Source organism: Mycobacterium sp. IDUB_37, from assembly GCF_055419245.1.
This window is the reverse complement of sequence record NZ_JBVAXG010000005.1, coordinates 429387-453527: the sequence shown is the minus strand read 5'-3', so window position 1 is coordinate 453527 and position 24141 is coordinate 429387. Positions and strand designations below refer to the sequence as shown.

27 protein-coding genes are annotated in these 24141 nt (G+C 65.4%); 21 read left to right on the top strand and 6 right to left on the bottom strand.

Features of this window, described 5'->3' with window-relative positions; genetic code table 11:
- Positions 1-292: 292 nt before the first annotated feature.
- From rpsP to trmD, 4 genes are read left to right on the top strand one after another with little or no spacing between them, the layout of a single operon-like run.
- Positions 293-775 carry a 30S ribosomal protein S16 gene (rpsP, locus tag ACZY1I_RS19980; RefSeq protein WP_463756200.1) on the top strand — a complete coding sequence of 161 codons (483 nt, stop codon included), beginning with the start codon at positions 293-295 and terminating at the stop codon, positions 773-775.
- 7 nt (positions 776-782) lie between these two features.
- Positions 783-1025: an RNA-binding protein gene (locus ACZY1I_RS19975; RefSeq protein ID WP_036354608.1), complete on the top strand. Its 243-nt coding sequence runs from the start codon at positions 783-785 to the stop codon at positions 1023-1025.
- Positions 1026-1035: 10 nt separating this feature from the next.
- Positions 1036-1557: a ribosome maturation factor RimM gene (rimM, locus tag ACZY1I_RS19970; protein ID WP_463756199.1), complete on the top strand. Its 522-nt coding sequence runs from the start codon at positions 1036-1038 to the stop codon at positions 1555-1557.
- A gap of 17 nt (positions 1558-1574) precedes the next feature.
- Positions 1575-2261: a tRNA (guanosine(37)-N1)-methyltransferase TrmD gene (gene trmD / locus ACZY1I_RS19965; protein WP_463756198.1), complete on the top strand. Its 687-nt coding sequence runs from the start codon at positions 1575-1577 to the stop codon at positions 2259-2261.
- Between the two features lie 6 nt (positions 2262-2267).
- Here trmD and ACZY1I_RS19960 read toward each other — a convergent pair whose 3' ends face one another.
- The gene (locus ACZY1I_RS19960) at positions 2268-3221 is read right to left on the bottom strand and encodes a serine hydrolase (protein WP_463756197.1); all 954 of its coding nucleotides are present in this window, start codon (positions 3219-3221) and stop codon (positions 2268-2270) included.
- 391 nt (positions 3222-3612) lie between these two features.
- Between ACZY1I_RS19960 and rplS the strand changes: the two genes are divergently transcribed.
- From rplS to ACZY1I_RS19940, 4 genes are all read left to right on the top strand, one after another.
- Entirely contained in the window at positions 3613-3954 is a 342-nt protein-coding gene (gene rplS, locus ACZY1I_RS19955; RefSeq protein WP_463756196.1) for a 50S ribosomal protein L19, read from the top strand.
- A 99-nt stretch (positions 3955-4053) separates the two neighbouring features.
- Complete coding sequence (lepB, locus tag ACZY1I_RS19950; RefSeq protein ID WP_463756195.1) at positions 4054-4956, top strand: signal peptidase I; 903 nt, start codon at positions 4054-4056, stop codon at positions 4954-4956.
- A 2-nt stretch (positions 4957-4958) separates the two neighbouring features.
- Complete coding sequence (locus ACZY1I_RS19945) at positions 4959-5690, top strand: ribonuclease HII (protein WP_463756194.1); 732 nt, start codon at positions 4959-4961, stop codon at positions 5688-5690.
- Positions 5691-5733: 43 nt separating this feature from the next.
- On the top strand, positions 5734-6039 hold the full coding sequence (locus ACZY1I_RS19940) for a DUF2469 domain-containing protein (protein WP_012393608.1): 306 nt from the start codon (positions 5734-5736) through the stop codon (positions 6037-6039).
- On the opposite strand, the gene ACZY1I_RS19935 is transcribed toward ACZY1I_RS19940, so the two are convergent.
- Together ACZY1I_RS19935 and ACZY1I_RS19930 are read right to left on the bottom strand one after the other, a co-directional pair.
- On the bottom strand, positions 6022-6792 hold the full coding sequence (locus ACZY1I_RS19935; protein ID WP_463756192.1) for an ANTAR domain-containing protein: 771 nt from the start codon (positions 6790-6792) through the stop codon (positions 6022-6024). The two genes, ACZY1I_RS19940 and ACZY1I_RS19935, sit on opposite strands and share 18 nt — an antisense overlap.
- 63 nt (positions 6793-6855) lie before the next feature.
- Entirely contained in the window at positions 6856-8214 is a 1359-nt protein-coding gene (locus tag ACZY1I_RS19930) for a WS/DGAT/MGAT family O-acyltransferase (RefSeq protein ID WP_463756191.1), read from the bottom strand.
- Between the two features lie 154 nt (positions 8215-8368).
- On the opposite strand from ACZY1I_RS19930, the gene ACZY1I_RS19925 reads away from it, so the two are divergent.
- The 10 genes from ACZY1I_RS19925 (at position 8369) to ACZY1I_RS19880 (ending at position 19233) form a co-directional block, all read left to right on the top strand.
- Positions 8369-9346, top strand: coding sequence for an NAD-dependent epimerase/dehydratase family protein (locus tag ACZY1I_RS19925; RefSeq protein ID WP_463756190.1), 978 nt, complete (start codon positions 8369-8371; stop codon positions 9344-9346).
- A gap of 57 nt (positions 9347-9403) precedes the next feature.
- Positions 9404-11737 carry an FdhF/YdeP family oxidoreductase gene (locus tag ACZY1I_RS19920; RefSeq protein WP_463756188.1) on the top strand — a complete coding sequence of 778 codons (2334 nt, stop codon included), beginning with the start codon at positions 9404-9406 and terminating at the stop codon, positions 11735-11737.
- Complete coding sequence (fdhD, locus tag ACZY1I_RS19915; RefSeq protein ID WP_463756187.1) at positions 11737-12558, top strand: formate dehydrogenase accessory sulfurtransferase FdhD; 822 nt, start codon at positions 11737-11739, stop codon at positions 12556-12558. The genes ACZY1I_RS19920 and fdhD overlap by 1 nt, the downstream gene beginning before the upstream one ends.
- A 230-nt stretch (positions 12559-12788) precedes the next feature.
- Positions 12789-13019: a deoxyribodipyrimidine photolyase gene (locus ACZY1I_RS19910; RefSeq protein ID WP_463756186.1), complete on the top strand. Its 231-nt coding sequence runs from the start codon at positions 12789-12791 to the stop codon at positions 13017-13019.
- A gap of 127 nt (positions 13020-13146) precedes the next feature.
- Positions 13147-13524 carry a YraN family protein gene (locus ACZY1I_RS19905; RefSeq protein ID WP_463756185.1) on the top strand — a complete coding sequence of 126 codons (378 nt, stop codon included), beginning with the start codon at positions 13147-13149 and terminating at the stop codon, positions 13522-13524.
- On the top strand, positions 13524-15035 hold the full coding sequence (locus ACZY1I_RS19900; protein WP_463756183.1) for a YifB family Mg chelatase-like AAA ATPase: 1512 nt from the start codon (positions 13524-13526) through the stop codon (positions 15033-15035). The genes ACZY1I_RS19905 and ACZY1I_RS19900 overlap by 1 nt, the downstream gene beginning before the upstream one ends.
- Complete coding sequence (gene dprA / locus ACZY1I_RS19895; RefSeq protein ID WP_463756182.1) at positions 15032-16195, top strand: DNA-processing protein DprA; 1164 nt, start codon at positions 15032-15034, stop codon at positions 16193-16195. The genes ACZY1I_RS19900 and dprA overlap by 4 nt, the downstream gene beginning before the upstream one ends.
- 47 nt (positions 16196-16242) lie before the next feature.
- Positions 16243-17097, top strand: coding sequence for a siderophore-interacting protein (locus ACZY1I_RS19890; protein ID WP_463756181.1), 855 nt, complete (start codon positions 16243-16245; stop codon positions 17095-17097).
- A gap of 35 nt (positions 17098-17132) precedes the next feature.
- Positions 17133-18293 carry an alpha-hydroxy-acid oxidizing protein gene (locus tag ACZY1I_RS19885; RefSeq protein WP_463756180.1) on the top strand — a complete coding sequence of 387 codons (1161 nt, stop codon included), beginning with the start codon at positions 17133-17135 and terminating at the stop codon, positions 18291-18293.
- Between the two features lie 31 nt (positions 18294-18324).
- On the top strand, positions 18325-19233 hold the full coding sequence (locus tag ACZY1I_RS19880; protein ID WP_463756179.1) for a tyrosine recombinase XerC: 909 nt from the start codon (positions 18325-18327) through the stop codon (positions 19231-19233).
- A gap of 35 nt (positions 19234-19268) precedes the next feature.
- Here the strand turns inward: ACZY1I_RS19880 and ACZY1I_RS19875 are convergent, their stop codons facing one another.
- Positions 19269-19766 (bottom strand): M23 family metallopeptidase, encoded by a 498-nt coding sequence (locus ACZY1I_RS19875; RefSeq protein WP_463756178.1) that lies wholly within the window; start codon positions 19764-19766, stop codon positions 19269-19271.
- A gap of 382 nt (positions 19767-20148) precedes the next feature.
- Between ACZY1I_RS19875 and rpsB the strand changes: the two genes are divergently transcribed.
- The 3 genes from rpsB to ACZY1I_RS19860 are packed head-to-tail and all read left to right on the top strand — an operon-like array spanning position 20149 to position 23251.
- Positions 20149-20982: a 30S ribosomal protein S2 gene (gene rpsB / locus ACZY1I_RS19870; RefSeq protein WP_463756177.1), complete on the top strand. Its 834-nt coding sequence runs from the start codon at positions 20149-20151 to the stop codon at positions 20980-20982.
- A gap of 12 nt (positions 20983-20994) precedes the next feature.
- Positions 20995-21813, top strand: a complete 819-nt coding sequence (gene tsf / locus ACZY1I_RS19865) for a translation elongation factor Ts (protein WP_463756176.1) — start codon at positions 20995-20997, stop codon at positions 21811-21813.
- A 31-nt stretch (positions 21814-21844) separates the two neighbouring features.
- Positions 21845-23251 carry an amidase gene (locus tag ACZY1I_RS19860; protein WP_463756175.1) on the top strand — a complete coding sequence of 469 codons (1407 nt, stop codon included), beginning with the start codon at positions 21845-21847 and terminating at the stop codon, positions 23249-23251.
- A 4-nt stretch (positions 23252-23255) separates the two neighbouring features.
- Here ACZY1I_RS19860 and ACZY1I_RS19855 read toward each other — a convergent pair whose 3' ends face one another.
- Entirely contained in the window at positions 23256-23690 is a 435-nt protein-coding gene (locus ACZY1I_RS19855; RefSeq protein ID WP_463756174.1) for a MarR family winged helix-turn-helix transcriptional regulator, read from the bottom strand.
- 66 nt (positions 23691-23756) lie between these two features.
- On the bottom strand, positions 23757-23900 hold the full coding sequence (locus ACZY1I_RS19850; RefSeq protein ID WP_463756173.1) for a hypothetical protein: 144 nt from the start codon (positions 23898-23900) through the stop codon (positions 23757-23759).
- Positions 23901-24141 lie beyond the last annotated feature (241 nt).

The following is a 24141-nucleotide window of genomic DNA, read 5'->3' as shown; positions in this document are numbered from 1 at the left end:
CTCCGCCGCGCTTGCGATCGCTCTGGGCTTGATGGTCGCGACCCGCTGCGCCCGGCTCCGCCGCGCTTGCGATCGCTCTGGGCTTGATGGTCGCGACCCGCTGCGCCCGGCTCCGCCGCGCTTGCGATCGCTCCGATTTCTGCCTTGGTACAGCGTTCTGGCACAATAGGCGGCTGTCCGCCGCGCGATCACGATCGCCCGGTGGTCATACACGCGAGGCAAAACCGGACCCGGGCATTCTGCCCCGGTCGCTGAATTGCAGCGTGACACTTATAGGAGAAGTCGCTTAACCATGGCTGTGAAGATCAAACTCACTCGGCTTGGCAAGATCCGCAATCCCCAGTACCGCATCGCAGTCGCCGACGCGCGCAGTCGCCGCGACGGCCGCTCCATCGAGGTCATCGGCCGGTACCACCCGAAGGAAGAGCCGAGCCTGATCGAGGTCAACTCCGAGCGTGCGCAGTACTGGCTTTCGGTCGGTGCCCAGCCCACCGAGCCCGTCCTCAAGCTGCTGAAGATCACCGGTGACTGGCAGAAGTTCAAGGGTCTGCCCGGAGTCGAGGGCACGTTGAAGGTCAAGCCCGCCAAGCCCAGCAAGCTGGAGCTTTTCAATGCCGCGTTGGCTGCCGCCGACGGTGGACCCACCACTGAGGCCAACAAGCCGAAGAAGAAAGCCGCGCCGAAGAAGGTCGCCGCCAAGGGTGACGAGGCTGCCGCTGCCGAAGCGCCGGCCGAGGCCGGGCAGCCCGAGTCCGACTCGTCCACGGAGAGCTGACCCCGCCATGAGTACCGTCGTGGTCGACGCCGTCGAGCACCTTGTCCGCGGCATCGTCGACAACCCTGACGATGTCCGCGTTGACCTCGTAACAAGCCGTCGTGGTCGCACTGTGGAGGTCCACGTCCATCCCGACGACCTCGGCAAGGTGATCGGTCGCGGTGGACGTACCGCAACCGCGCTGCGCACCTTGGTTGCCGGTATCGGTGGCCGCGGGATTCGCGTCGACGTGGTGGACACCGACCAGTAGCAGCACTCATATGGAGCTGATCGTCGGCCGGGTGGTGAAAGCCCACGGCATCACCGGCGAGGTCGTCGTCGACGTCCGCACCGACGATCCGGATAAACGGTTCGCCCCGGGCAGCACGCTGCGTGCCAGGAAGCCACGTGACGGCGGTCCGGAGCGCAGCTTCGTTGTCGAGGGTGCGCGCCAACACGGAGCGCGCCTGCTGGTGCGATTGGCCGGGGTGAGCGACCGGGATGGCGCCGATGCGTTGCGAGGCAGTCTTTTCATCATTCACTCCGACGAGTTGCCGCCGATCGACGAGCCGGACACCTATTACGACCACCAGCTGGAAGGCCTTCGGGTCCGGACAACGGCGGGCCAGGAGATCGGTGTTGTCGCGGAGGTACTGCATACCTCCGGCAGCGAATTGCTTTCCGTCAAGCGCGATTCCGGTGAGCTGCTCGTACCATTCGTCGGCGCGATCGTCACCTCGGTATCGCTGGGCGAAGGCACCATCGAGATCGAGCCGCCCGACGGCCTCCTGGAGCTGGAGTAAGCACGGGGCGTATCGACATGCGGATTGACATCGTCACGATATTTCCCGCCTACCTGGATCCGCTACGGCAATCGTTGCCGGGCAAAGCGATTGCGTCGGGGCTGGTCGACTTGCAGGTCCACGATCTGCGCCGGTGGACCTACGACGTACACCACTCGGTGGACGACTCGCCGTACGGCGGAGGCCCCGGCATGGTCATGAAAGCTCCGGTGTGGGGCGAAGCCCTGGACGAAATCTGCTCGGACCAAACGCTATTGGTGGTTCCCAGTCCGGCAGGGGTGCTGTTCACTCAGGAAACCGCCCAGCAGTGGAGCGCTGAGCAGCACCTGGTTTTTGCCTGCGGTCGTTACGAGGGTATTGATCAGCGGGTTGTCGAGGATGCAGCTAGCCGGATGCGGGTCGCCGAGGTTTCGATTGGCGACTATGTGTTGGCGGGAGGCGAATCGGCGACGCTGGTGATGGTCGAAGCGGTTGTGCGGCTGATGGGCGGGGTGCTGGGTAATCCCGCGTCACACCAGGATGATTCGCATTCGCCGGCCCTGGAACGGCTGCTGGAGGGCCCGAGCTATACCCGGCCACCGAGCTGGCGCGGGCTCGACGTCCCACAGATTCTGCTGTCCGGCGACCACGCTCGAATTGCCGCATGGCGCAAGGAAGTTTCGCTACAACGCACGCGCGACCGTCGCCCCGAGCTCCTGGATTGACGGACTTCAGATCCGGCCGTCGGGGAACATCGTCTTCACCGCTTGGGTGATGGTGTCTCGCGCAGTGGCGTCGTCGGACTGCTGTAGCGACTCGATCACCATGATGTAGCGCCGGTCGGTGCCGATTACGCCGGTCGACAGGTGCATCCAGTCGGCCCCGATGCAGCACATCCAGCCCTGCTTCACCGCGACGGGCTCGGCGAACAAGCCGTCGGGAATGCCGAATCGCTGTGGATAGCCGTCGATTCCGGTCGGAGTGGACTTGGCCAGGTCGTTGACGATGAGGCGGGCGCGCTCCGCGGGCAAGCCACCGGAGCCGTCCAACAGTCCTTCGTAGTAGCGAATCAAGTCCGGTGCCGAACTGATGGTGTTCCACCACCGCCCGTCGCTGGGCGGCGCCGTCGACGTCAGCCCATACCGGCTTGCCACCTGGGTGATGATGGAGTCGCCACCGTCCTGTCCCCAGAATCGCTCGGCTGCGCCGTCGTCAGACGACTGCAACATCACGTCGAGTGCGCTTTGATCCTCGGGCGACAGGTTGGCCCGGCCCTGGGATTCCTGCAGCAGCAGATTGTCGGCGATGAAGAGTTTGGCCACCGATGCGGTGGCGATGATCTGGGTATTGCCGTTGGATACCAGCTGATGGGTGGAGCGATCGAGGATGGCCACCGATAGCGTCGCGCCGCGGGCGATGGCCTGATCAGTCGCCTCTTGCATGCGCGACTGGATTCCGGTCAAGCCGCTGACTCCGATGTTCGGCAGCGCCATCGGCACCCCGGTGGGGGTGACGGCCTTCAGCAGGAGTTCAACCAGTTGCTCCTGAGGCTGCGTCTGTTGCTCGGACGCGACCTGCGCGGGCGATGCGAATGTCTTTGCGTGGACCGTTGCCTCGCAGCCGGCTACCACCACCAGTGCCACACCAGCCACCGCGGTGAGCATGGTGAGTGGCCGGGTTCGCATGACACTCCTTCGGCGTTTGCTGGCGTTCTCAGGGCGTCCCGGGGCGCGGGAGGCGTTTAGGCGGGCGGCCGCGTCGCCATCTGCCTCGGGCGTCCGGCTAGCGGTTCCTTGGTTTGTCTATGGTTTGGATCCACGCGGTTTAACCCCAGTCATATGTACCATTTGCAGCCCGTTTAGGTCGGACACGAACCACTACGATTTCCTGTGATTTTCACTGCATGGGCCCCATCTGGCACAATTGGCCAGTTGTCTCCGGCGGTTGTTGGCGGGCCCAGTGCCCCCGCCTGCCGCGAGGTACCACCTAAGAAGCCCGAAACCATCGGCTCGGTGGCCGTCGCACGCATGCGTGCGGCGGTTGACTTGGCCGCGAACCCGAGGAAGTGTCTCTCAAATGAACAGGCTGGACTTCGTCGACAAGGCGTCGCTGCGCGACGACATCCCCGCCTTCAACCCTGGCGACACCATTAACGTGCACGTCAAGGTCATCGAGGGTGCCAAGGAACGTATTCAGGTATTCAAGGGCGTGGTGATTCGCCGTCAGCACGGTGGAGTCCGCGAGACGTTCACAGTGCGTAAGGAGAGCTACGGCGTCGGCGTCGAGCGGACCTTCCCGGTTCATTCGCCGAACATCGACCACATCGAGGTCGTGACCCGTGGTGACGTCCGTCGCGCCAAGCTGTACTACTTGCGCGAACTGCGTGGCAAGAAGGCCAAGATCAAGGAGAAGCGCTGACCGCGAACGCCATGGCGGCCGTTTCTTGTCGCCACTCGGGCCGGCTAGTTGGGGCCCGGCGTGCACAGTCATACATCCTGTGCTGGCTACGCTGATCACGTGACTGACGCTGTGCACCCTTCTTCGGAGGACTCTTCCTCCGAGAGCCGACTCGACACTGGCCAGTCGGCGCCTGGAACGTCGGAGCCACCGTCTCGCGACTCCGACGCGCCCGCTGCAGCAGTTTCGGCAGAGCCCGAGGCAGAGGCCAAGGAAGAGCTTGACGAGGACGAGTCGGACGAGGACGAGTCGAAGCCGAAGCGGTCGGCTCTGCGGGAACTTGCGACGCTGGCTGCGATAGCGATCGTCCTCTACTACGTCATGTTGACGTTCGTCGCGCGCCCGTACCTGATCCCGTCGGAGTCGATGGAGCCCACCCTGCACGGGTGCTCGACGTGCGTGGGTGACCGCATCATGGTCGACAAGCTGACCTATCGGTTCAGCTCGCCGAAACCCGGCGATGTCATCGTTTTCAAGGGACCGCCGTCCTGGAACATCGGCTACAAGTCGATCCGCTCGGACAACACCGCGCTGCGCTGGGTGCAAAATGCGCTGTCGTTCATCGGTTTCGTCCCCCCGGACGAGAATGACTTGGTCAAGCGTGTCATCGCAGTCGGCGGCCAGACCGTCGCCTGTCGGGCCGACACCGGCTTGACGGTCAACGGCAAGCCGCTCAAAGAGCCCTATCTGAACTCGACCACCATGATGGCCGACCCGTCGGTGTATCCCTGCCTGGGCAGCGAGTTCGGTCCGGTCACCATTCCGCAGGGTCGGCTGTGGGTGATGGGAGACAATCGCACGCACTCGGCGGACTCGCGCGCTCACTGCCCGATGCTGTGCACGGGCGATCCGACTGCGGGCACCGTGCCGGTCGACAATGTCATCGGCAAAGCCAGATTTATCGTGTGGCCGCCGTCGCGGTGGGGCGGTGTGGGTTCGGTGAACCCCCAAACAGGTCAGTAGCCGTGGCTGCCGGAGTAACGAGGACCTGGCCACCGCGTGCGGTGATCCGCAAATCGTCGGGATTGCGCACCCTGGAGTCGGCGCTGCACCGCAGCGGCCTCGGTCCCGTCGCCGGGGTGGACGAGGTGGGACGCGGAGCCTGCGCCGGGCCGCTGGTGGTGGCAGCCTGCGTGCTCGGCCCGAATCGTCTGGAAAGTCTTGCTGCTCTTGATGATTCGAAAAAACTCACGGAGAAGGCACGGGAGAAGCTGTTCCCGTTGATTCGCCGTTACGCGTTGGCCTATCACGTGGTTTTCATCCCATCGACCGAAGTCGATCGACGCGGCGTGCACGTCGCGAACATCGAAGGCATGCGCCGTGCGGTCGCCGGTTTGCCGCTCCGCCCGGGTTATGTGCTCAGCGACGGCTTTCGGGTCCCTGGGCTCGCGGTGCCGTCGTTGCCGGTGATCGGTGGTGACGCCGCGGCAGCCTGCATTGCGGCGGCCAGCGTGCTGGCAAAGGTCAGCCGCGACCGGTTGATGGTCGCCATGGACGCCGAGCACCCCGGCTACGGTTTCGCCGATCACAAGGGCTACAGCACTGCCGCGCACAGCCGGGCGCTCAACCAGCTCGGTCCGTGCCCGCAGCACCGTTATTCGTTCATCAATGTGCGTCGGGTCGCGACCGGCGGCACGGCTACCACGGTCGCCGAATGCAAACCGGACCCTCCGAGCGGCAGCGGCGATTATCAGTGAGTAAAAATGGGGCAACTGCTCTGGAAAAGGATCTTGGATACAGATGAGTGCGGAAGATCTCGAAAAGTATGAAACCGAGATGGAGCTCTCGCTGTACCGCGAATACAAAGACATCGTCGGTCAGTTCAGCTACGTCGTCGAAACCGAGCGCCGTTTCTACCTGGCCAACAGCGTGGAGATGGTGCCGCGCAACGCCGACGGTGAGGTGTATTTCGAGCTCCGCCTGGCCGACGCGTGGGTGTGGGACATGTACCGCCCAGCCCGGTTCGTGAAGCAGGTACGGGTGGTGACGTTCAAGGACGTCAACATCGAAGAAGTGGAGAAACCCGAACTACGACTGCCCGAGTAGCCGTTGAGCTTCTGACGCCGGAAATTCGCCTCGAGCCTCAATAACCCTGCGCGCCACGTCTGCCAGCTTGATATTGAGGCCCTGGGAGTGGCGGCGTAGCAGGTCGAACGCGTCGTCTTCATTCATGTCGTGCAGCATCATCAGCATTCCGACGGCCTTGCCGATTTCCCGGTTGCTCAACAGTCCGCGCCGCAGGCTCGACGCGTCTTCACCGTGTGCGACCGCGTTCAGTGCCACGCTCGCGAACGATGCAAGCACCGCCGCTGCTCCGGCCGAGTCGGAGTCGAACTTGTTCGGCGTCTCGCTAAACAGGTTGAGCGCGGCACCTTTGGACTTCCCGATCAGCAGCCGGAACCCCATAGCGCCCCGCACTGGCGTCTCGGCGAGCAGGCGGGCCGCGAACTTCGGCCATTGGTTCGGCTTGGTCAGATCCGTTTCGACCTGTGGTGTTTCCTCTTCGATCGCATCGATACACGGCCCGTCGTCGGCGCGGCGCTCCAGATCATCGACGTGGTGCGCGAGTTGGCTGCTGGCGCCGACCGTGACATAGCCGTCGCCGCGCTTCACTAGCAGGCTGGCGTGGTCGCATCCCGGAACGATCAGGGTCGCGGCCACGCAGATCGCGGCGTACATCTCGGTCGCGTCCGAGCCTTGGTAGATGATTTCGGCAAGGGCGGCAAACACCGTCGCGGGGTCAGCCGTGAGCGCGCCAGGTGCCGAGTTGTCGGAACTGACGTGGGGTTCGTTGGCCACGTCGCTTTCTCCCTTCGCTGCTGCGTTGTATTGGGCGTAGATTAGCCTGCCCCGGCGCAGCCGTCACACGCCAACGGCCCGTTCAAGATCCTTCAACGAGGTTTCCAGGTGGCTCAGCATGCGCTGAAGGTGTGGCACGCTGCCTCGCGCGCCTACCAGTCCGAAGTCGAGGTTCTCGCCGTTGTTGGTGACAGTGATGTTCATCGCTTGTCCGTCCAACGTAATCGACAGCGGGTAATTTCCGACCATTTGAGCGCCTCGCCAGTACAACGACTCCTTTGATCCCGGCACGTTCGAGATCACGATGTTGAACGGAGGCGGGGCGGTGCGGATGAATCCCGGAATCAGTCCGAGGAACAGTCCGCCGGTGAGGAAGGCAGATAAGGCGAGTTGCTGAACCTGCGGAAGCTGGGTGAACAGCTCCTTTTGGTCGCGCATCGACGAACTGATGCCTTCGAGGCGTTTGCCCGCATCGTCGACGTCGGTGTGCAGGTTGCACAGAACTGTGCCTACCGCGTTGCCGCCGCCACCGGTGTCGTTCTCCTTACGCAGGCTTACCGGAACCATCGCGATCAGCGGAGCATCGGGCAGCCCCTCCTGTTCGATCAGATAGGACCGGAGTGCACCCGCGGACATCGCCAACACGACGTCGTTGAACGTGGCGTCCGCAGCGGTCTTCACCGCTTTGATTCTTTCCAACGACCACGACTGTGCGGCAATGCGCCGGGCGCCGCCGATTCTGACGTTGAACATGGTCTTAGGGGCGCGGAACGGAAACGTGAGTTGCTGCTCGAGCAAGGCCGCGCGCGCCAGGGACAACGTCGACGGAGCCAAGCCCGCGACGGAACCGAGCGCCCGGGTCAACGTGTCCAGTGACGACGATTCCTTGTCGCTGGCCGGCTTCTTGCGCGGTTTGAGCTCCCAGGGCACCCGAACCTCGTCGTCCTCAGGATCGTCGGTGAATGCCCGTTGCATCAATCTCAACGCGGAGACACCATCCATCAGCGAGTGATGGAACTTGGTGTAGACGGCATAGCGGCCGTCGTTGAGACCTTCCACCAGGTGCGCTTCCCAGAGCGGCCGGTGACGGTCGAGCAGGCTGCCGTGCAGGCGCGAGCACAGCTCCAACAGTTCGCGCACCCGACCCGGTCGCGGCAAGGCCGATCGGCGGAAGTGGTAATCGAGCTCGATGTCCCGCTCATCCGCCCACGCGAGGTTGGTGAGCGGACCGACAAACGCCGGGTGTTTGCGAAAAGTGGGCTGGACATCGGTACAGCTCAGCATCGATTCGTACGCCTCGGTCACGAAATTCTCGTCAGCGCCGTCGGGGGGCTGGAAGAGCTGCAGGCTACCGACGTGCATTGGGTGCTCACGCGACTCGCCAACCAAGAACATTGAGTCGGCCGGTGCAATCAGCTTCATAATCCCTCTTAACGCCCCTCGACCTACGCCCGTTACCGCTGGGTAAACCGGGCATGACCCGCTATGAATAGCCAGCCAACGCATACCGCACACATTTGCGTGACTTATGGCGCTCGGAGTTTGATTGGCAGTGCTGTTGGGAAGGCAACATCGGGTGGGACTTACTGTTGCTGTCACCGGCTTGACCGGCGAAATCGGAATCTCCGCCGTTACTGCGCTGGAACGCGAACCCATGGTCCGGAGGATCGTGGGCATGGCGCGCGGGCCGTTCGACCCATCTACCTACGGGTGGGCCAAAACTACCTACCGACAGGGCGACATCCTGGATCGCACTGCAGTCGACAAGCTGGTCGCGGACGCGGACGTGGTCATCCATCTGGCATCGGTCGGGGACTCTCGGGAAGAGAGTGAACTCGTCAACCTGCGGGGCGCACGCAACGTCTTCGAAGCGACCGTGGCAGCCCGACGGGCTCTGCGCTTGGTTCACCTGTCTTCGGTGGCGGCCTACGGCTACCACGCCGACAACCCCGTGCCGTTGACCGAAGACGTGCCGGTGCGAGGTTCAGACCAGCATTACTACTCAGCGCAGAAATCTGCGTGCGAAGCAGCCCTGGCCGAGATCGCCGCCGGCTCGCCGCTGCGGGTTTTCGTGCTACGACCTTGCGTCGTGACGGGGCCGGAGGCGCCGGCGCTGGCCGACGCAATGCCATGGAATCGGTTGCCTGCGCCGGTGCGCGCGCTCGCCAGGGTGGTTCCGCTACTCAAACCGGTGGTGCCGGATCCGGGCTTTCCGCTGCAGTTGGTGCACCACGACGACGTCGCGTCGGCGATTGGGCTGGCAGCCATCGCTCCGGTGCCGCCGGGGGTCTACAACATCGCCGGCAAAGGTCTGGTGACAATCAGTGAAGTGGCCGAGGCGCTGGGCGGCCGCCCGGTACGGTTACCCGCCGCCGCGGCTTCGGCCGCGTCGTCGGCGGTCGCTCATCTGCCGTCCTTGCCGTCCATCCTGGAATGGCTGCACGTCGCAAAGGCCTCGGTGGAGATGGACACCGGTCGGGCGCAGCGAGAACTCGGCTGGCGACCCACACACACGTCGGCCGAGGCACTGGCCTCGCTGGCCTCGGCAAGGTGAGAGTCCGTCCTACCAGGCGTCGCAGCGGCGTAAGGGTCAGCGAGGTACGTTGACGCCGTGTGGTTTCAGCGCTCAGTAGGACGGGCAGCTTCTCGAGACATCGCCGCCGACTATGACGAATCCGCGGTGTCGGTCACCCCACGCAAGCACGAGGCGGCGGGCGTGCGCGCCGTCATGGTGTCGATGCAGCGCGACCTTGAGCAGATGGGCGCGGTGCGCACCGCCGCGGCGCTGGCCAGGCTGAACCAGCGGGCAGGCTTCGACTGCCCAGGTTGCGCGTGGCCGGAGGAGCACGGCGGGCGCAAGCTGGCTGAGTTCTGCGAGAACGGCGCCAAGGCGGTGGGGGAGGAGGCCACCAAACGCGTCGTCACAGCGGAGTTCTTCGCGCGGCATTCGCTAGCCGAACTGGCCGCCAAGCCGGAGTACTGGCTGTCGCAGCAGGGTCGACTGGCCAGCCCGATGGTGCTGCGCCCCGGCGATGACCACTACCGCGCGATCGGCTGGGAGGGCGCCTACCAGTTGATTGCGGAGCATCTCAACGCGTTGGACAACCCGGATCAGGCCCTCTTCTACACATCGGGACGAACCAGCAACGAAGCCGCATTCTGCTACCAACTGTTGGTGCGCAGCTTCGGCACCAACAACCTGCCCGACTGCTCCAACATGTGCCACGAGTCTTCGGGTTCGGCGCTGACCGAATCCATCGGCATCGGCAAGGGGTCGGTCACCGTCGACGATATGGTGCACGCCGACCTGATCGTCATCGCCGGACAAAACCCGGGCACCAACCATCCGCGCATGCTGTCCATCCTGGAGAAAGCAAAGGCCAACGGCGCCAAGATCATTGCAGTGAACCCGCTACCTGAAGCGGGGTTGATCCGGTTCAAGGACCCGCAGAAGGTGCACGGGGTCGTCGGGCACGGAGTCCCGATCGCCGACGAGTTCGTCCAGGTCCGCATCGGCGGCGACATGGCGCTGTTCGCCGGTCTGGGCCGATTGTTGCTCGAGGCGGAGGATCGCGCCCCCGGAACCGTTATCGACCAGGAGTTCGTCGACCGGCACTGCGCGGGATTCGACGAGTACCGGCGCCGCACCCTCGAGATCGACCCGTCCGACGTGTTCACCGCGACCGGAATCGGCCAAGAGCAGATCGAGCGCGTCGCAACGATGTTGATGGCTTCGCAGCGCACCGTCGTCTGCTGGGCAATGGGCCTGACGCAGCACACACACGCGGTCGCCACCATCGGCGAAATCACCAACCTGCTGCTGATGCGCGGCATGATCGGCAAACCCGGCGCTGGGGTGTGCCCGGTGCGTGGGCACTCCAACGTCCAGGGTGACCGCACGATGGGCATCTGGGAGAAGATGCCCGAGCAGTTCCTGGCCGCCCTGGATCGTCAGTTCGGCATTGCCAGCCCCCGCAAACACGGGTACGACACGGTGGATGCAATCCGCGCCATGCGCGACGGCGAGGCCAAGGTGTTCATCGGCATGGGAGGAAACTTCGCTTCGGCCAGTCCCGACACCGCGGTGACCGAGGCGGCGTTGAGCAGTTGCGCTCTGACCGTGCAGATTTCGACCAAACTGAATCGCAGTCACGTCGTGCACGGGTCTACCGCGCTCATCCTGCCCACCCTCGGGCGCACCGACCGCGATATACGTGATGGTCGCAAACAAGTTGTGTCCGTTGAGGATTCGATGTCGATGGTGCATCTGTCGCGCGGTAGTCTGCATCCGCCCAGCGACGAGCTGCGCAGCGAGGTGGAGATCATCTGCCGGCTGGCCCGCACTCTGCTCGGCCCCGGGCACCCGGTGCCGTGGGAGCGGTTCGCCGATGACTACGACGCCATCCGGGATGCCATTGCCGCCGTCGTTCCGGGCTGTACCGACTACAACCGCAAGGTACGTCAACCCGATGGATTCCAGCTGCCGCACCCGCCCCGCGACGCACGTGAATTCCACACCAGCACCGGCAAAGCCAACTTCGCCGCAAACCCGCTGCAGTGGGTTTCGGTGCCGCCTGGGCGGCTCATCCTGCAGACGTTGCGTAGCCACGACCAGTTCAACACCACGATCTACGGGCTCGATGACCGCTACCGCGGGGTCAAGGGGGGTCGCAGGGTGGTGTTCATCAACCCCGCCGACATCGAGACGTTGGGCCTGACGGCAGGTTCGCGCGTCGACCTGGTCTCGGAGTGGACCGACGGCGAGGGCAGACTACAAGAGCGGCGCGCCAAGGACTTCCTGGTAGTGCAATACGAGACACCGGTCGGCAACGCGGCCGCCTACTACCCGGAGACGAATCCCTTGGTGCCCCTTGACCACACCGCGGACAAGTCCAACACCCCGGTGTCCAAAGCGATCGTCATTCGGGTGGAGTCGGGCGCCTAGTGGGGCACGTAACAGAGCGTCGGCGGGTAAAACATCTCGCGGCGGGTCGAGCGGTCAACCGCCAGGAGACCCTTGCGGTCGAAGAGCCGCTGGAAATCCGCGTCGGCGGAACTCCGGTGACCGTCACCATGCGCACGCCGGGATCCGATATTGAACTGGCGCAGGGATTTCTGCTCACCGAAGGAGTGATCGGGCAGCGCGACGACGTGGTGACGATTCGCTACTGCGACGGCCGCGACGAAGAGGGTGTCAACACCTACAACGTGCTCGATGTGACGCTGGCACCGGGCGTTGCGCCGCCTGACCTGGATGTGACCCGCAACTTCTACACCACCTCGTCGTGCGGGGTCTGCGGCAAGGCATCCCTGGAAGCGGTGCGACTGATCAGCCGGCACGCCCCCGGGGACGATCCCACTACCGTCTCGGCCAATACCCTCAAAGCAATGCCGGACCAATTGCGTTCTGCGCAAAAAGTTTTCGCAAGTACCGGGGGGTTGCACGGCGCGGCGCTGTTCCGGGCGGACGGCACCATGCTCGCCGTGCGCGAGGACATCGGCCGGCACAATGCGGTGGACAAGGTCGTTGGCTGGGCACTGGAACATGACCGGATGCCGCTGGCAGGCTCGGTGCTGCTGGTCAGTGGACGCGCGTCGTTCGAGTTGACGCAGAAGGCCCTGATGGCCGGGATCCCAATGCTGGCAGCCGTTTCCGCACCTTCATCGCTGGCGGTTTCGTTGGCCGAGGAATCCGGGATCACGCTGGTGGCGTTTCTGCGTGAGGATTCAATGAACGTCTACAGCAGGACCGATCGGGTCATTTGACGAAGGCTTGGCCGGGCTCTGCACGCTCACTCCTGTTGTTCCGGGGCCGGCCACCAGCAACACCACGGCGACGACCAAAGCGACAGTATTCTTCGGCTGCCCGGGGTTCGTCATCAAAGGACTGTGCGCTACCGGTGCTGATCTGACCACGTTCATTTGTCAGGCCGTAGATTGGGATATCGAGCACTTGGGTAGTCGATCTTGACCTGCACACAGCTGAGGAGACGGCCATGCTGCACGAAATGGTTTTAGCCGCACAAAGCAATCCCGAGGCAGCGGGTTTCATTCTGCGCGGGATCAAGGGGATTTTCGTCGCGATCGGCAGTGTGCTCGCGGCCATTATCTGCGCCGTCGTAGCCTCAGCGAAGGGACGCAGCGCCATCATCTGGGGCATCTGCGGATTGTTCTTCAGCATTCTGACGCTGATCGTCGTCGCGGTAATTCCCAGTAAGAAGACGTAGGCCTTAAGCGGCAACAAAGCGCTCGAGCTGTGGATGAATGCTCGAGTGGGGATAACCTGTCGACCCGGCGGCGTTCGCGCATCCGTCACCGCACATCTTGTCGGGGCTCAACACCAGTTTGAGTCTCATGACGACGCAAAAGACCATGACACGAGCGCAGCTCGGGGCGTTCGGCGAGCAACTGGCCGTGGATCACCTGAACGGCCTGGGATTGCGGATCCTGCAACGCAACTGGCGGTGCCGCTACGGCGAACTCGATGTGATCGCGTGCGACGAGGCCACCAATTCGGTGATCTTCGTCGAGGTCAAGACACGCACCGGCGACGGTTTCGGCGGGGTAGCAGAAGCTGTGACGGAGTGGAAGGTGCGTCGCTTGCGCCGGCTCGCCGGGCTCTGGCTCAGCGGTCAGCACCGAGGCTGGACAGCCGTCCGCATCGACGTGATCGGCATCCGGATCGGCCGGAGCCGCGTTCCTGAACTCAGCCACCTCAAAGGCGTGGGCTGATGGCGCTGGGACGTGCATTCTCGGTGGGGGTGCGCGGGTTAGACGGAGCGATCGTCGAAATCGAAGCCGACATCAGTTCGGGCCTGCCGGGTGTGCATTTGGTGGGTCTGCCAGATGCCGCGTTGCAGGAGTCGCGCGACCGGGTAAGGGCGGCTGTGACCAATTGCGGAAATGAATGGCCGCAGGCCAGGCTCACGCTGGCCTTATCGCCGGCGACGTTGCCGAAGATGGGTTCGGTCTATGACATCGCACTGGCGGCGGCAGTGATGTCGGCGCAACGGAAGACGGCGTGGAACCGGCTGGAGAAAGCGGTACTGCTGGGGGAGTTGTCGCTCGATGGCCGCGTTCGGCCGGTGCGGGGGGTGCTGCCGGCCGTTCTTGCCGCCAAGCGCGACGGTTGGCCTCTGGTCGTGGTTCCCGCGGAGAACATGGCTGAAGCCAGCCTGGTCGAGGGCATCGAGGTCCTGGGCGCGCGCACCCTGGTGCAGCTGCAGGGCTGGCTGGACGGGTCCGCGGATCTGGATCGACCGATTCCCGCGGCACCCACCCCGGATGAGCCGCCAGTGGACCTTGCCGATGTGATAGGTCAGTCCCAGGCGCGCTTCGCGGTAGAGGTAGCCGCGGCCGGAGCGCATCACCTGATGATGACCGGGCCGCCGGGCATCGGCAAAACTATGCTGGCGCAACGTCTTCCGGGATTGCTGCCGCCGCTGACGCACAGCGAGTCCCTCGAGGTCACCGCCATTCATTCGGTGGTGGGGTTGCTCTCCGGCGACACACCGCTGATCACCCGGCCGCCATTCGTGGCACCGCATCACAGCTCCAGCGTCGCCGCCCTCGTCGGTGGCGGCTCCGGGATGGCCAAACCGGGCGCGGTAAGTCGGGCACACCGCGGGGTGCTGTTCCTCGACGAGTGTGCCGAGATCGGCGTGAGGGCGCTCGAGGCACTGCGAACTCCGTTGGAAGATGGCGAGATTCGCCTGGCCCGGCGTGACGGCGTGGCGTTGTATCCGGCCCGCTTCCAGTTGGTCCTGGCGGCAAATCTGTGCCCGTGTGCGCCTGCGGACCCGCAGGACTGCATTTGTGCGGCCGCGGTCAAACGGCGTTACCTGGGCAAGTTGTCAGGTCCGCTGCTGGATCGGGTCGACCTGCGCGTCCAGATGCACCAGGTGCGCGAGGGGGCATTCGCCACCGCGGACTGTGAACCGACATCGCGCGTACGCAACCGGGTGGCGCAGGCACGCGACGCCGCCGCGCAGCGGTGGCGCCCGCATGGGTTCAGCACCAACGTCGAAGTGAGCGGCACCCTGCTGCGCCGGAAGTTCCGTCCGAGTAGCGCGGCTATGGCACCGCTGCGCAGCGCGCTGGATCGTGGTCTGCTCAGCATCCGCGGACTGGATCGGAGTCTGCGAGTCGCGTGGACCCTGACCGACCTGTCGGGTCGGACCTCGCCCGGAGTCGAGGAAGTCGCCGCGGCGCTCAGCTTTCGGCAGGCCGGAGCCCGGCGATGAACACCTCCGTATTGCGGGCATGGGCCTACCTGTCCAGGGTGGCCGAATCGCCCTGCGCGCAAATCGCCGTACTAGTGGACTGCCTGGGACCGGAAGAGGCTGCCGAGCGGATTCGGCGGGGGCTCGTCGACGCCGAGTTGGCTCGGCTGACCGAGGCAAGGCGCGAGATCGACCGCGCTGGGGAGGATCTGGAGCTGCTGGCCCGCCGCGGTGGGAGATTGATCACGCGCGACGACAGCGAGTGGCCGGTGCTGTCGTTCGCGGCGTTCGAGGGCGCGGGTGCCCGATCTCGCGGCGGTCAGCCCCTGGTGTTGTGGGCGCAGGGACCAGCCCAGCTCGATGAGGTCGCACAGCGCGCCGCCGCCGTGGTCGGGACGCGGGCGGCAACGACCTACGGCGAACACATGGCCGCTGAACTGGCCGCCGGGCTCGTTGAACGCGATGTGGCAGTCGTTTCCGGTGGCGCATATGGCATCGACGGCGCCGCGCACCGGGCGACGCTGGCGTCCGAGGGGGTCACTGTGGCGGTACTGGCCGGTGGGATCGACGTCCCGTATCCATCTGGGCACTCGGCATTGCTGCATCGCATCGGCCAGCACGGCCTGTTGCTCAGCGAGTACCCGCCGGGGGTGCGTCCCGCCCGACACCGATTTCTCACCCGAAATCGCCTGGTAGCCGCGGTTGCGGGTGCCGCGGTGGTGGTCGAAGCGGGGCTGCGCAGCGGTGCGGCCAGCACTGCCGCGTGGGCGCGGGCACTGGGTCGGGTAGTGGCCGCGGTACCGGGTCCGGTGACGTCGTCAGCGTCGGCGGGGTGTCACGTGCTGCTGCGCAACGGCGCGCAGTTGGTCACCCGCGCCGACGACATCGTCGAGTTCGTCGGAAGCGTCGGCGAGTTGGCCGCCGAGGAAGCACGACCCGCCACCTCGTTGGACGGTCTGAGCCCGGCGCAGCGCCGGGTTCACGACGCGCTACCGGGCCGCGGCGCCGCGTCGGTCGATGAGATCGCCGTCGCATCCGGCTTGGTCCCGGAGCAGGTACTCGGGCCGTTGGCATTGCTCGAGCTGGCCGGATTGGTCGAGTGTCTCGACGGACGCTGGCGGATCGTTCGGGCCGGACCCCGTCAGGCGGCGGCCAAGCGTGCGGCGGCTCGGCTCGTATAGTCGGACGTGGGTCGGGTCTGGACAATCGGCTTGAGACAGGAGAGCACGTGGCGGGTCGGCCTTTGCAGGCGTTCGAAGTGGTGAGTACTCAACAGCTCACGCCGCACATGAAGAGGATCGTGCTGGGCAGCAGCAACTTCGACGACACTTTCGTGCCGAGCAACTTCACCGACTCCTACGTCAAGTTGGTGTTCGTGAGCGACGGCGTTGATGTTGCTGCGCTGCCGCAGCCGCTGACTCAGGACAGTTTCGCGGAGCTGCCGCCGGAGAAGCGGCCGTCGGTGCGCACGATCACAGTGCGACGCGTGGACGAGCAGGCTCGGCAGATCACCGTGGACATCGCGGTGCACGGCGAGCACGGCGTAGCCGGTCAGTGGGCCGCGACGGCGCAACCGGGTCAGCCCATCTACCTGATGGGGCCCGGTGGCGCCTACACCCCGGATCCGGCCGCGGACTGGCACCTGCTGGCAGGTGACGAATCCGCGCTTCCCGCTATCGCCGCCGCGCTGGAGGCACTGCCCGACACGGCGGTCGGCAAGGCTTTCATCGAGGTCGCCGGCCCAGACGACGAGATACCGCTGAACGCGCCCGACGCCTTCGAGGTGAACTGGGTGTACCGCGGCGGCCGCGCGGATCTGGTGTCGGCGGACCGCGCCGGCGACCATGCCCCGCTCGTCGAGGCGGTCACCACGTCACCGTGGTTGCCAGGCCAGGTGCAGGTCTTCATCCACGGCGAAGCGCAGGCGGTCATGCACAATCTGCGGCCGTATATCCGTAAAGAGCGCGGTGTCGACGGCCAATGGGCGGCGTCGATTTCAGGTTACTGGCGACGCGGTCGCACCGAGGAGTCGTTCCGGAAGTGGAAGAAGGAACTGGCCGCCGCTGAGTCCGGTAATCCGTAGGTCGCGCGCGTGAGGCCGGCTGGTATCTCTTAGGAATGGCATTCGGCGACTATCAACTCGAGATCTATTTCCAGGGGCTTGCCGGGGTAATGCCCACGCTGCCCATGACCTTCGCGGAGTTGGCGGAAAGAGCCGCGTCGGCGTTGCCACCGTCGGTCTGGTCGTACGTCGTCGGCGGTGCCGGCGACGAGCGCACGCAGAACGCCAACCGCGAGGCCTTCGACCGTTGGGGCCTGATGCCGCGCATGTTCGTCGGCGCCAACGAACGCGACCTGTCGGTTGAGGTGTTCGGCCTGACGCTGCCGTCGCCGCTGTTCATGGCGCCAATCGGGGTGATTGGAATGTGCGCCCAGGATGGTCACGGCGACCTCGCGACCGCGCGCGCCGCGGCCCGGACCGGCGTCCCGATGGTGGCTTCGACGTTGACGGTCGACCCCCTCGAAGACGTAGCCGCCGCCTGTGGCGACACCCCCGGGTTCTTCCAGCTCTACACACCCACCGACCGGGAGTTGGCTGCCAGCCTGGTCAGTCGCGCCGAAGCCGCAGGATTCAAAGGCATCGTCGTCACGCTGGACACCTGGGTGACCGGATGGCGCCCGCGCGACCTCAGCACGGCCAATTTCCCCCAACTGCGCGGCCACTGTCTGGCCAACTACTTCTCTGACCCGGTTTTCCGGGCCAGCCTGCAGCGGTCACCGGAGGAGGACCGGCAAGGTGCCACGCTGCGCTGGGCGCAGATCTTCGGGAACCCGTTGAAGTGGGCCGACCTCGAGTGGTTGCGCTCACTGACCGATCTGCCACTGATCATCAAGGGAATCTGCCACCCCGATGACGTCCGCCGGGCCAAGGACGGTGGCGTGGACGGCATCTACTGCTCCACCCACGGCGGACGACAGGCCAACGGCGGGCTGCCGGCACTGGACTGCCTGCCTGGCGTAGTAGAGGCGGCCGACGGATTGCCGGTGCTGTTCGACTCGGGAATCCGCAACGGGGCTGACGTTGTCAAAGCGCTGGCCATGGGTGCGACCGCGGTCGGCGTCGGCCGTGCGTACGCCTACGGATTGGCGCTCGGCGGCGTCGACGGCGTTGTACACGTGTTGCGAATGCTGCTGGCCGAAACCGATCTGATCATGGCCGTCGACGGTTACCCGACGCTGAAAGATCTCACCCCGGACTCGTTGCGGCGCGTCATCTGAGAAAGCGGGCCGCATCTGCCAGCGTGGGGGAGTGCCGGGTAAGCACGAGGCGATCCTCGAGGAGTTCGACGACTACCTTGCGCTGCAGTGCGGCCGTTCGGCGCACACGCGGCGCGCCTACCTGGGCGACCTGCGATCGCTGTTCGACTTTCTGGCCGAGCGCGGGTCAGGGCTGGAGACACTGAGCCTGCCGGTGCTGCGGTCGTGGCTGGCCAGCGCAGCCGGCGCCGGCGCCGCCCGCACGACGCTGGCCCGCCGAACCTCGTCGGTCAAGGCGTTCACCGCCTGGGCGGCCCGGCGGGGAGTGCTGTCCAACGATCCCGCCACGCGGCTCCAGGTTCCCAAGGCCCACCGGACGCTGCCCGCGGTGTTGCGTCAGGACCAAGCGCTGGCCGCGATGACGGCGGCGAAATCCGGGGCCGAACAGGGCGATCCGCTCGCACTGCGGGACCGGTTGATCGTGGAATTGCTGTATGCCACCGGAATCCGAGTCAGCGAGTTGTGCGGACTGGACATCGACGACGTCGATATGTCGCACCGTGTGGTGCGGGTGCTCGGAAAGGGCAACAAGCAGCGCACCGCGCCGTTCGGCAACCCGGCCCAGGAGGCGTTGCGAGCCTGGATCTCCGAGGGACGGCCGGCCCTGGTGACCTCCGATTCGGGTCCGGCCCTGCTGTTGGGGGCGCGCGGACGTCGCCTCGACGTGCGACAGGCGCGCACGGTGGTGCATCAGACTGTGGCCGCGGTCGACGGCGCACCCGACATGGGGCCGCACGGCCTGCGGCACAGTGCCGCCACCCATCTCCTGGAAGGTGGCGCGGACCTGCGTGTGGTCCAAGAACTGCTCGGCCATTCCAGCCTGGCCACCACCCAGCTGTACACGCACGTCGCGGTGTCCCGATTGCGTGCGGTACACGACCAGGCCCACCCGCGCGCGTGAGATAGACGGCGCGAGAGTTCAACCGGCGGCGGCGTTCACCCCCGCAACGGCTTGAGCCGAATCGGGGTCGACGCCAGCAGGCCCAGCGGATCGACGTAGTCGGCGCGCGACGCTGCGCCCCACATCGCGCCCCAGTGCAGACACGCCTTGACTGGGCAGCCGGCATGGCCGGCCACCAACTGGCCGATCACGGTCCCAGCCGTCACCCGTTGACCCGCGCGCACGCTCGCCTGCACCGGCTCGTAGCTGGTGTGCAGACCACCAGGGTGGGCCAGCGACACCAGTGGTCGGCCCGCGAGCAACCCGGCGAACACAACGATGGCGTCTCCCGCGGCGAATACCTGCTGACCCGGACGCCCGACCAGATCCACACCCCGGTGCCCGGCCAACCAATTGGGCGATGGCGCATCGAAGGTCCGGGCGACCGCGGGATCGGGACGTAGCGGCGAGCTCAGCCGTCCGGCGTCGGCATCAGCCGGGGCCGGCGCGTTGAGCAGTATCCAGCACACAATCAGCAACAGCACCCATCTCATCTCGACAGTGCAGCGCCGCGACGAGATACGGGCCAGTCACGCTGCTGGCATTGTGGACACGGGGTAGTTCGGTGGATCACCAAGGCGCGTGGGAAAAACCACCTGTCGATTCGGTGTAAACTGCTCGACGCGGCTCGCAATTGCGGGCTGACTTCGCGCGCCTGCAACGCGGCCCAGTTTTTCAGGGATTCGCAACAGCATGTCGAGGCGGTCCCGAGTCGGGCTCTCCAATGAGGAGCGTCCGAACGGGTTCGACATCGCAGCCGGCGCCAGGGCCTGGTATCAACCGATGCCAGGCGACAACCGAACGGTGTTGACCCGCTTCGCCCGGCTTCGCCGCGCTTGCGATCACCACCAACGAGATATGAAAGCTGGGCTAATCATGGCTGTTGTGACCATGAAGCAGCTGCTGGACAGCGGCACCCACTTCGGGCACCAGACCCGTCGTTGGAATCCCAAGATGAAGCGGTTCATCTTCACCGACCGCAATGGCATCTACATCATCGACCTGCAGCAGACGCTGACCTTCATCGATAAGGCGTACGAGTTCGTCAAAGAGACTGTCGCCCACGGTGGCAGCGTGATGTTCGTCGGTACCAAGAAGCAGGCGCAGGAGTCCGTCGCCGCCGAGGCGACCCGTGTCGGCATGCCGTACGTGAACCAGCGCTGGCTGGGTGGCATGCTTACCAACTTCTCCACTGTGCACAAGCGCCTGCAGCGCCTCAAGGAGCTCGAGGCGATGGAGCAGACCGGTGGCTTCGAGGGCCGCACCAAGAAAGAAATCTTGATGCTGACCCGCGAGAAGAACAAGCTGGAACGCAGCCTGGGCGGTATCCGGGACATGGCCAAGGTGCCGTCGGCGATCTGGGTCGTTGACACCAATAAGGAGCACATCGCCGTCGGCGAGGCTCGCAAGCTGGGCATCCCGGTCATCGCGATCCTGGACACCAACTGCGACCCGGACGAGGTCGACTACCCGATTCCGGGCAACGACGACGCGATCCGTTCCGCCGCACTGCTGACCAAGGTGATCGCTTCGGCGGTGGCCGAGGGTCTGCAGGCTCGCGCCGGTGGAAGCCGGACGGACGGAAAGCCGGAGGCTGAGGCTGCCGAGCCGCTTCCCGAATGGGAGCAGGAACTGCTGGCCGGCGCCGCCGCCACCGCCACCCCTGAAGCCCCGGCTGGCGCAACCGAAACAACCACAGAAGCAACCTAGAAAGGCTGAGCATTGGCGAACTACACCGCTGCCGACGTCAAGCGACTTCGGGAGCTGACCGGCGCTGGCATGCTCGACTGCAAGAACGCCCTGGTAGAGACCGGTGGCGACTTCGACAAGGCGGTCGAGGCGCTGCGCATCAAGGGTGCGAAGGACGTCGGCAAGCGTGCCGAGCGGGCGACGGCCGAGGGTCTGGTCGCCGCTAAGGACGGCGCGTTGATCGAGCTGAACAGTGAGACCGATTTCGTCGCCAAGAACGCCGAGTTCCAAGAGCTGGCGGACAAGATCGTAGCCGCGGCCGTGTCCTCGAAGGCCACGGACGTGGACGCGCTCAAGGCGGCCAGCGCAGGCAACGAAACTGTCGAAGAGGCCATCGCGGCGCTGTCGGCCAAGATCGGCGAGAAGCTCGAACTTCGCCGGGTCGCCAACTTCGAGGGCACGGTCGAGACCTACCTGCACAAGCGGGCGGCCGACCTGCCGCCGGCGGTGGGCGTGCTGGTGGAGTACACCGGCGACGGCGGCGCCGAGGCTGCGCATGCCGTGGCGCTGCAGATCGCCGCGCTGAAGGCTCGCTACCTGAGCCGTGGCGACGTGCCCGAGGACATCGTCGCCAGTGAGCGCCGCATCGCCGAGGAGACCGCAAAGGCCGAAGGCAAGCCGGAGCAGGCTCTGCCCAAGATCGTCGAGGGTCGGGTGAACGGCTTCTTCAAGGACACTGTGCTGCTCGAGCAGCCCTCGGTGTCCGACAACAAGAAAACGGTCAAGGCGTTGCTCGACGAAGCCGGCGTCACGGTGACCCGCTTCGTGCGCTTCGAGGTGGGCCAGACTTAATCACCGAGTGCACGCGGGTTAGCGTCAACCAATGGCCCGCGTGCACGCTTTCGGTGACGATGCCCTCGGCGACCTCGACACGGTCGCCCTTGCCGCCGCGATCCGGTCGGGCCAACTAAGCCGCGCCGAGGTCGTCGAGGCCGCCATCGCGCGAGCGGAGGCGGTCAATCCTCAGCTGAATGCCGTGGCCCATCGCGCGTTCGACGTGGCGCGGTCAGCAGCGTCTCGAGGCGGCGAGAGCGGCTTCTTCGGCGGCGTGCCGACGTTCCTGAAGGACAACATCGACGTCGCCGGTCAGCCGACGATGAGCGGCACCGATGCGTGGCAACCCTTTCCCGCGAAAGCCGACAGTGAGATCACTCGCGTCGTGCTGGGCACCGGGCTGGTTTCGCTGGGCAAGACTCAATTGTCGGAGTTCGGCTTCAGTGCCGCTGCCGAACATCCGCGGCTGGGCCCGGTCCGAAACCCGTGGAGCACCGACCACACGGCGGGCGCCTCCTCGTCGGGTTCGGGTGCTTTCGTCGCCGCCGGCGTGGTGCCGATAGCGCACGCCAACGACGGTGGTGGGTCGATCCGCATCCCCGCCAGCTGCAATGGGCTGGTTGGGCTCAAGCCGTCCCGCGGCCGGTTGCCGGTGGAGGCGATGCTGCGGCGACTACCAGTGGGCATCGTGGCCAACGGAGTGCTGACCCGCTCGGTGCGCGATACCGCCGCCTTCTACCGGGAGGCAGAGCGCAGCTTCCGCGCGGCCAAGTTACCGCCGATCGGAGACGTCACCGGTCCCGGCAAGCGCCGACTGAAGATCGCTGTGACAACCAGGTCGATGCACCGCGAATGCGGTCCCGAACTGCGTGAGATGACGCTGAAGACGGCGTCGCTACTCGAGGAATTGGGACATCGGGTCGAACCGACCGATCACATTCCCGCACCTCCCAGCTTCCAGGACGACTTCGTCTTGTATTGGGGTTTTCTGGCGCTGGCCCAGGTGAGTAGCGGTCGGCGCACCTTGAGTGAAACGTTCGACCGTTCCCGGCTGGACGCGTTGACGATGGGTCTCTACGCCCACACCAAGCGCAACATCCACCGCTTACCACTCGCGATCGCGCGGCTACGTCGGGCGCGGCGGCTCAGCGCCCAGTTCTTCAGCTCCTACGACGCATTTCTCATGCCAACGCTGGCCGACCCGACACCGGAGGTGGGCTATCTCGCCCCGACCGACTATCGGCAGGTCATCGATCGCCTGTCCGACTGGGTGGCGTTCACGCCGCTGCAGAACGTAGCCGGGGATCCCGCGATTTCGCTGCCGTTGGCCCGGACCGCGGATGGCCTGCCGGCGGGAATGATGCTGTCAGCTGACCTCGGGCAGGAAGCTCGGTTGCTGGAGTTGGCCTACGAGCTCGAAGAAGCCCGCCCGTGGGCACGGATCCAGGACGCTTAGTAACTCAGTCGGAGCCGAGCTTCTCGAGCATCAGCTTGAAGTCGCGCTGCTGAGCATCGGTCAGTTTCGCGAGGATGCGTTCGTCGGCCGCGCGGACGACGGCCTCAGCGCGCTTCAGCAGGGCCCGGCCGTGGCTGGTCAGCGATGCGGGCAGTGCCCGGCCTGAGGACACCGAAGCGGGACGGGCGATGATGCCCGCATCTTCGAGCTTGCGAAGCACCGTGTTCATCGCCTGTGGTGTGACGCTGGCATGCCGAGCCAGCTCAGCGCTCGACGACCCCGGCGACGAGGAAAGAATCCGCATGCAGACGAACTCCGGCAGCGTCAGCTTGAGCGGGTTCAGCGCTGCGGAGGCCTCCGGCCGGAGCACCGCGGCGACCCGATAGAGCAGGTAGCCCAGCGGGGCGTCATCTTCCTGACCCTTATCGAGTTGACCCATATCAAGGATATTGACATAGATGCCGCCGAAAGGGCACCGGCTCGGCCGGGACGTGAATTGGCCCGGTTATGCGGAGCGGGCGCGGTTCGCCTTCACCAGTAACCCGAATCCGTTGGCGAGCAAGCTCACCATCAACTCCGGACCGACGGTGTTGTGCGCCTGCCACGCCTTGACGGCCTGCATCTGGTGGCTGAGGGGTTCGCGATGCACGCCCAGTGACCTCAACAGGGCCGGCAAGGTAGCCGGACCACGTAACCCACTACTTTGACTCGTCCCCACGGTTGTCGCCCTCTCGCTGGGTCGCAGGCTTGATCGCTGCGATCTGGCCGATCTCACATCGCATGTACCCGCGGCGACGGCAACGAAACGCTGCTCAGCAGGGGTGCCCGCGGTTATTGGCAACGCCGATAAGTATTTTCGTCAAACGGCAAGGGGCGGATAAAATCGGGCC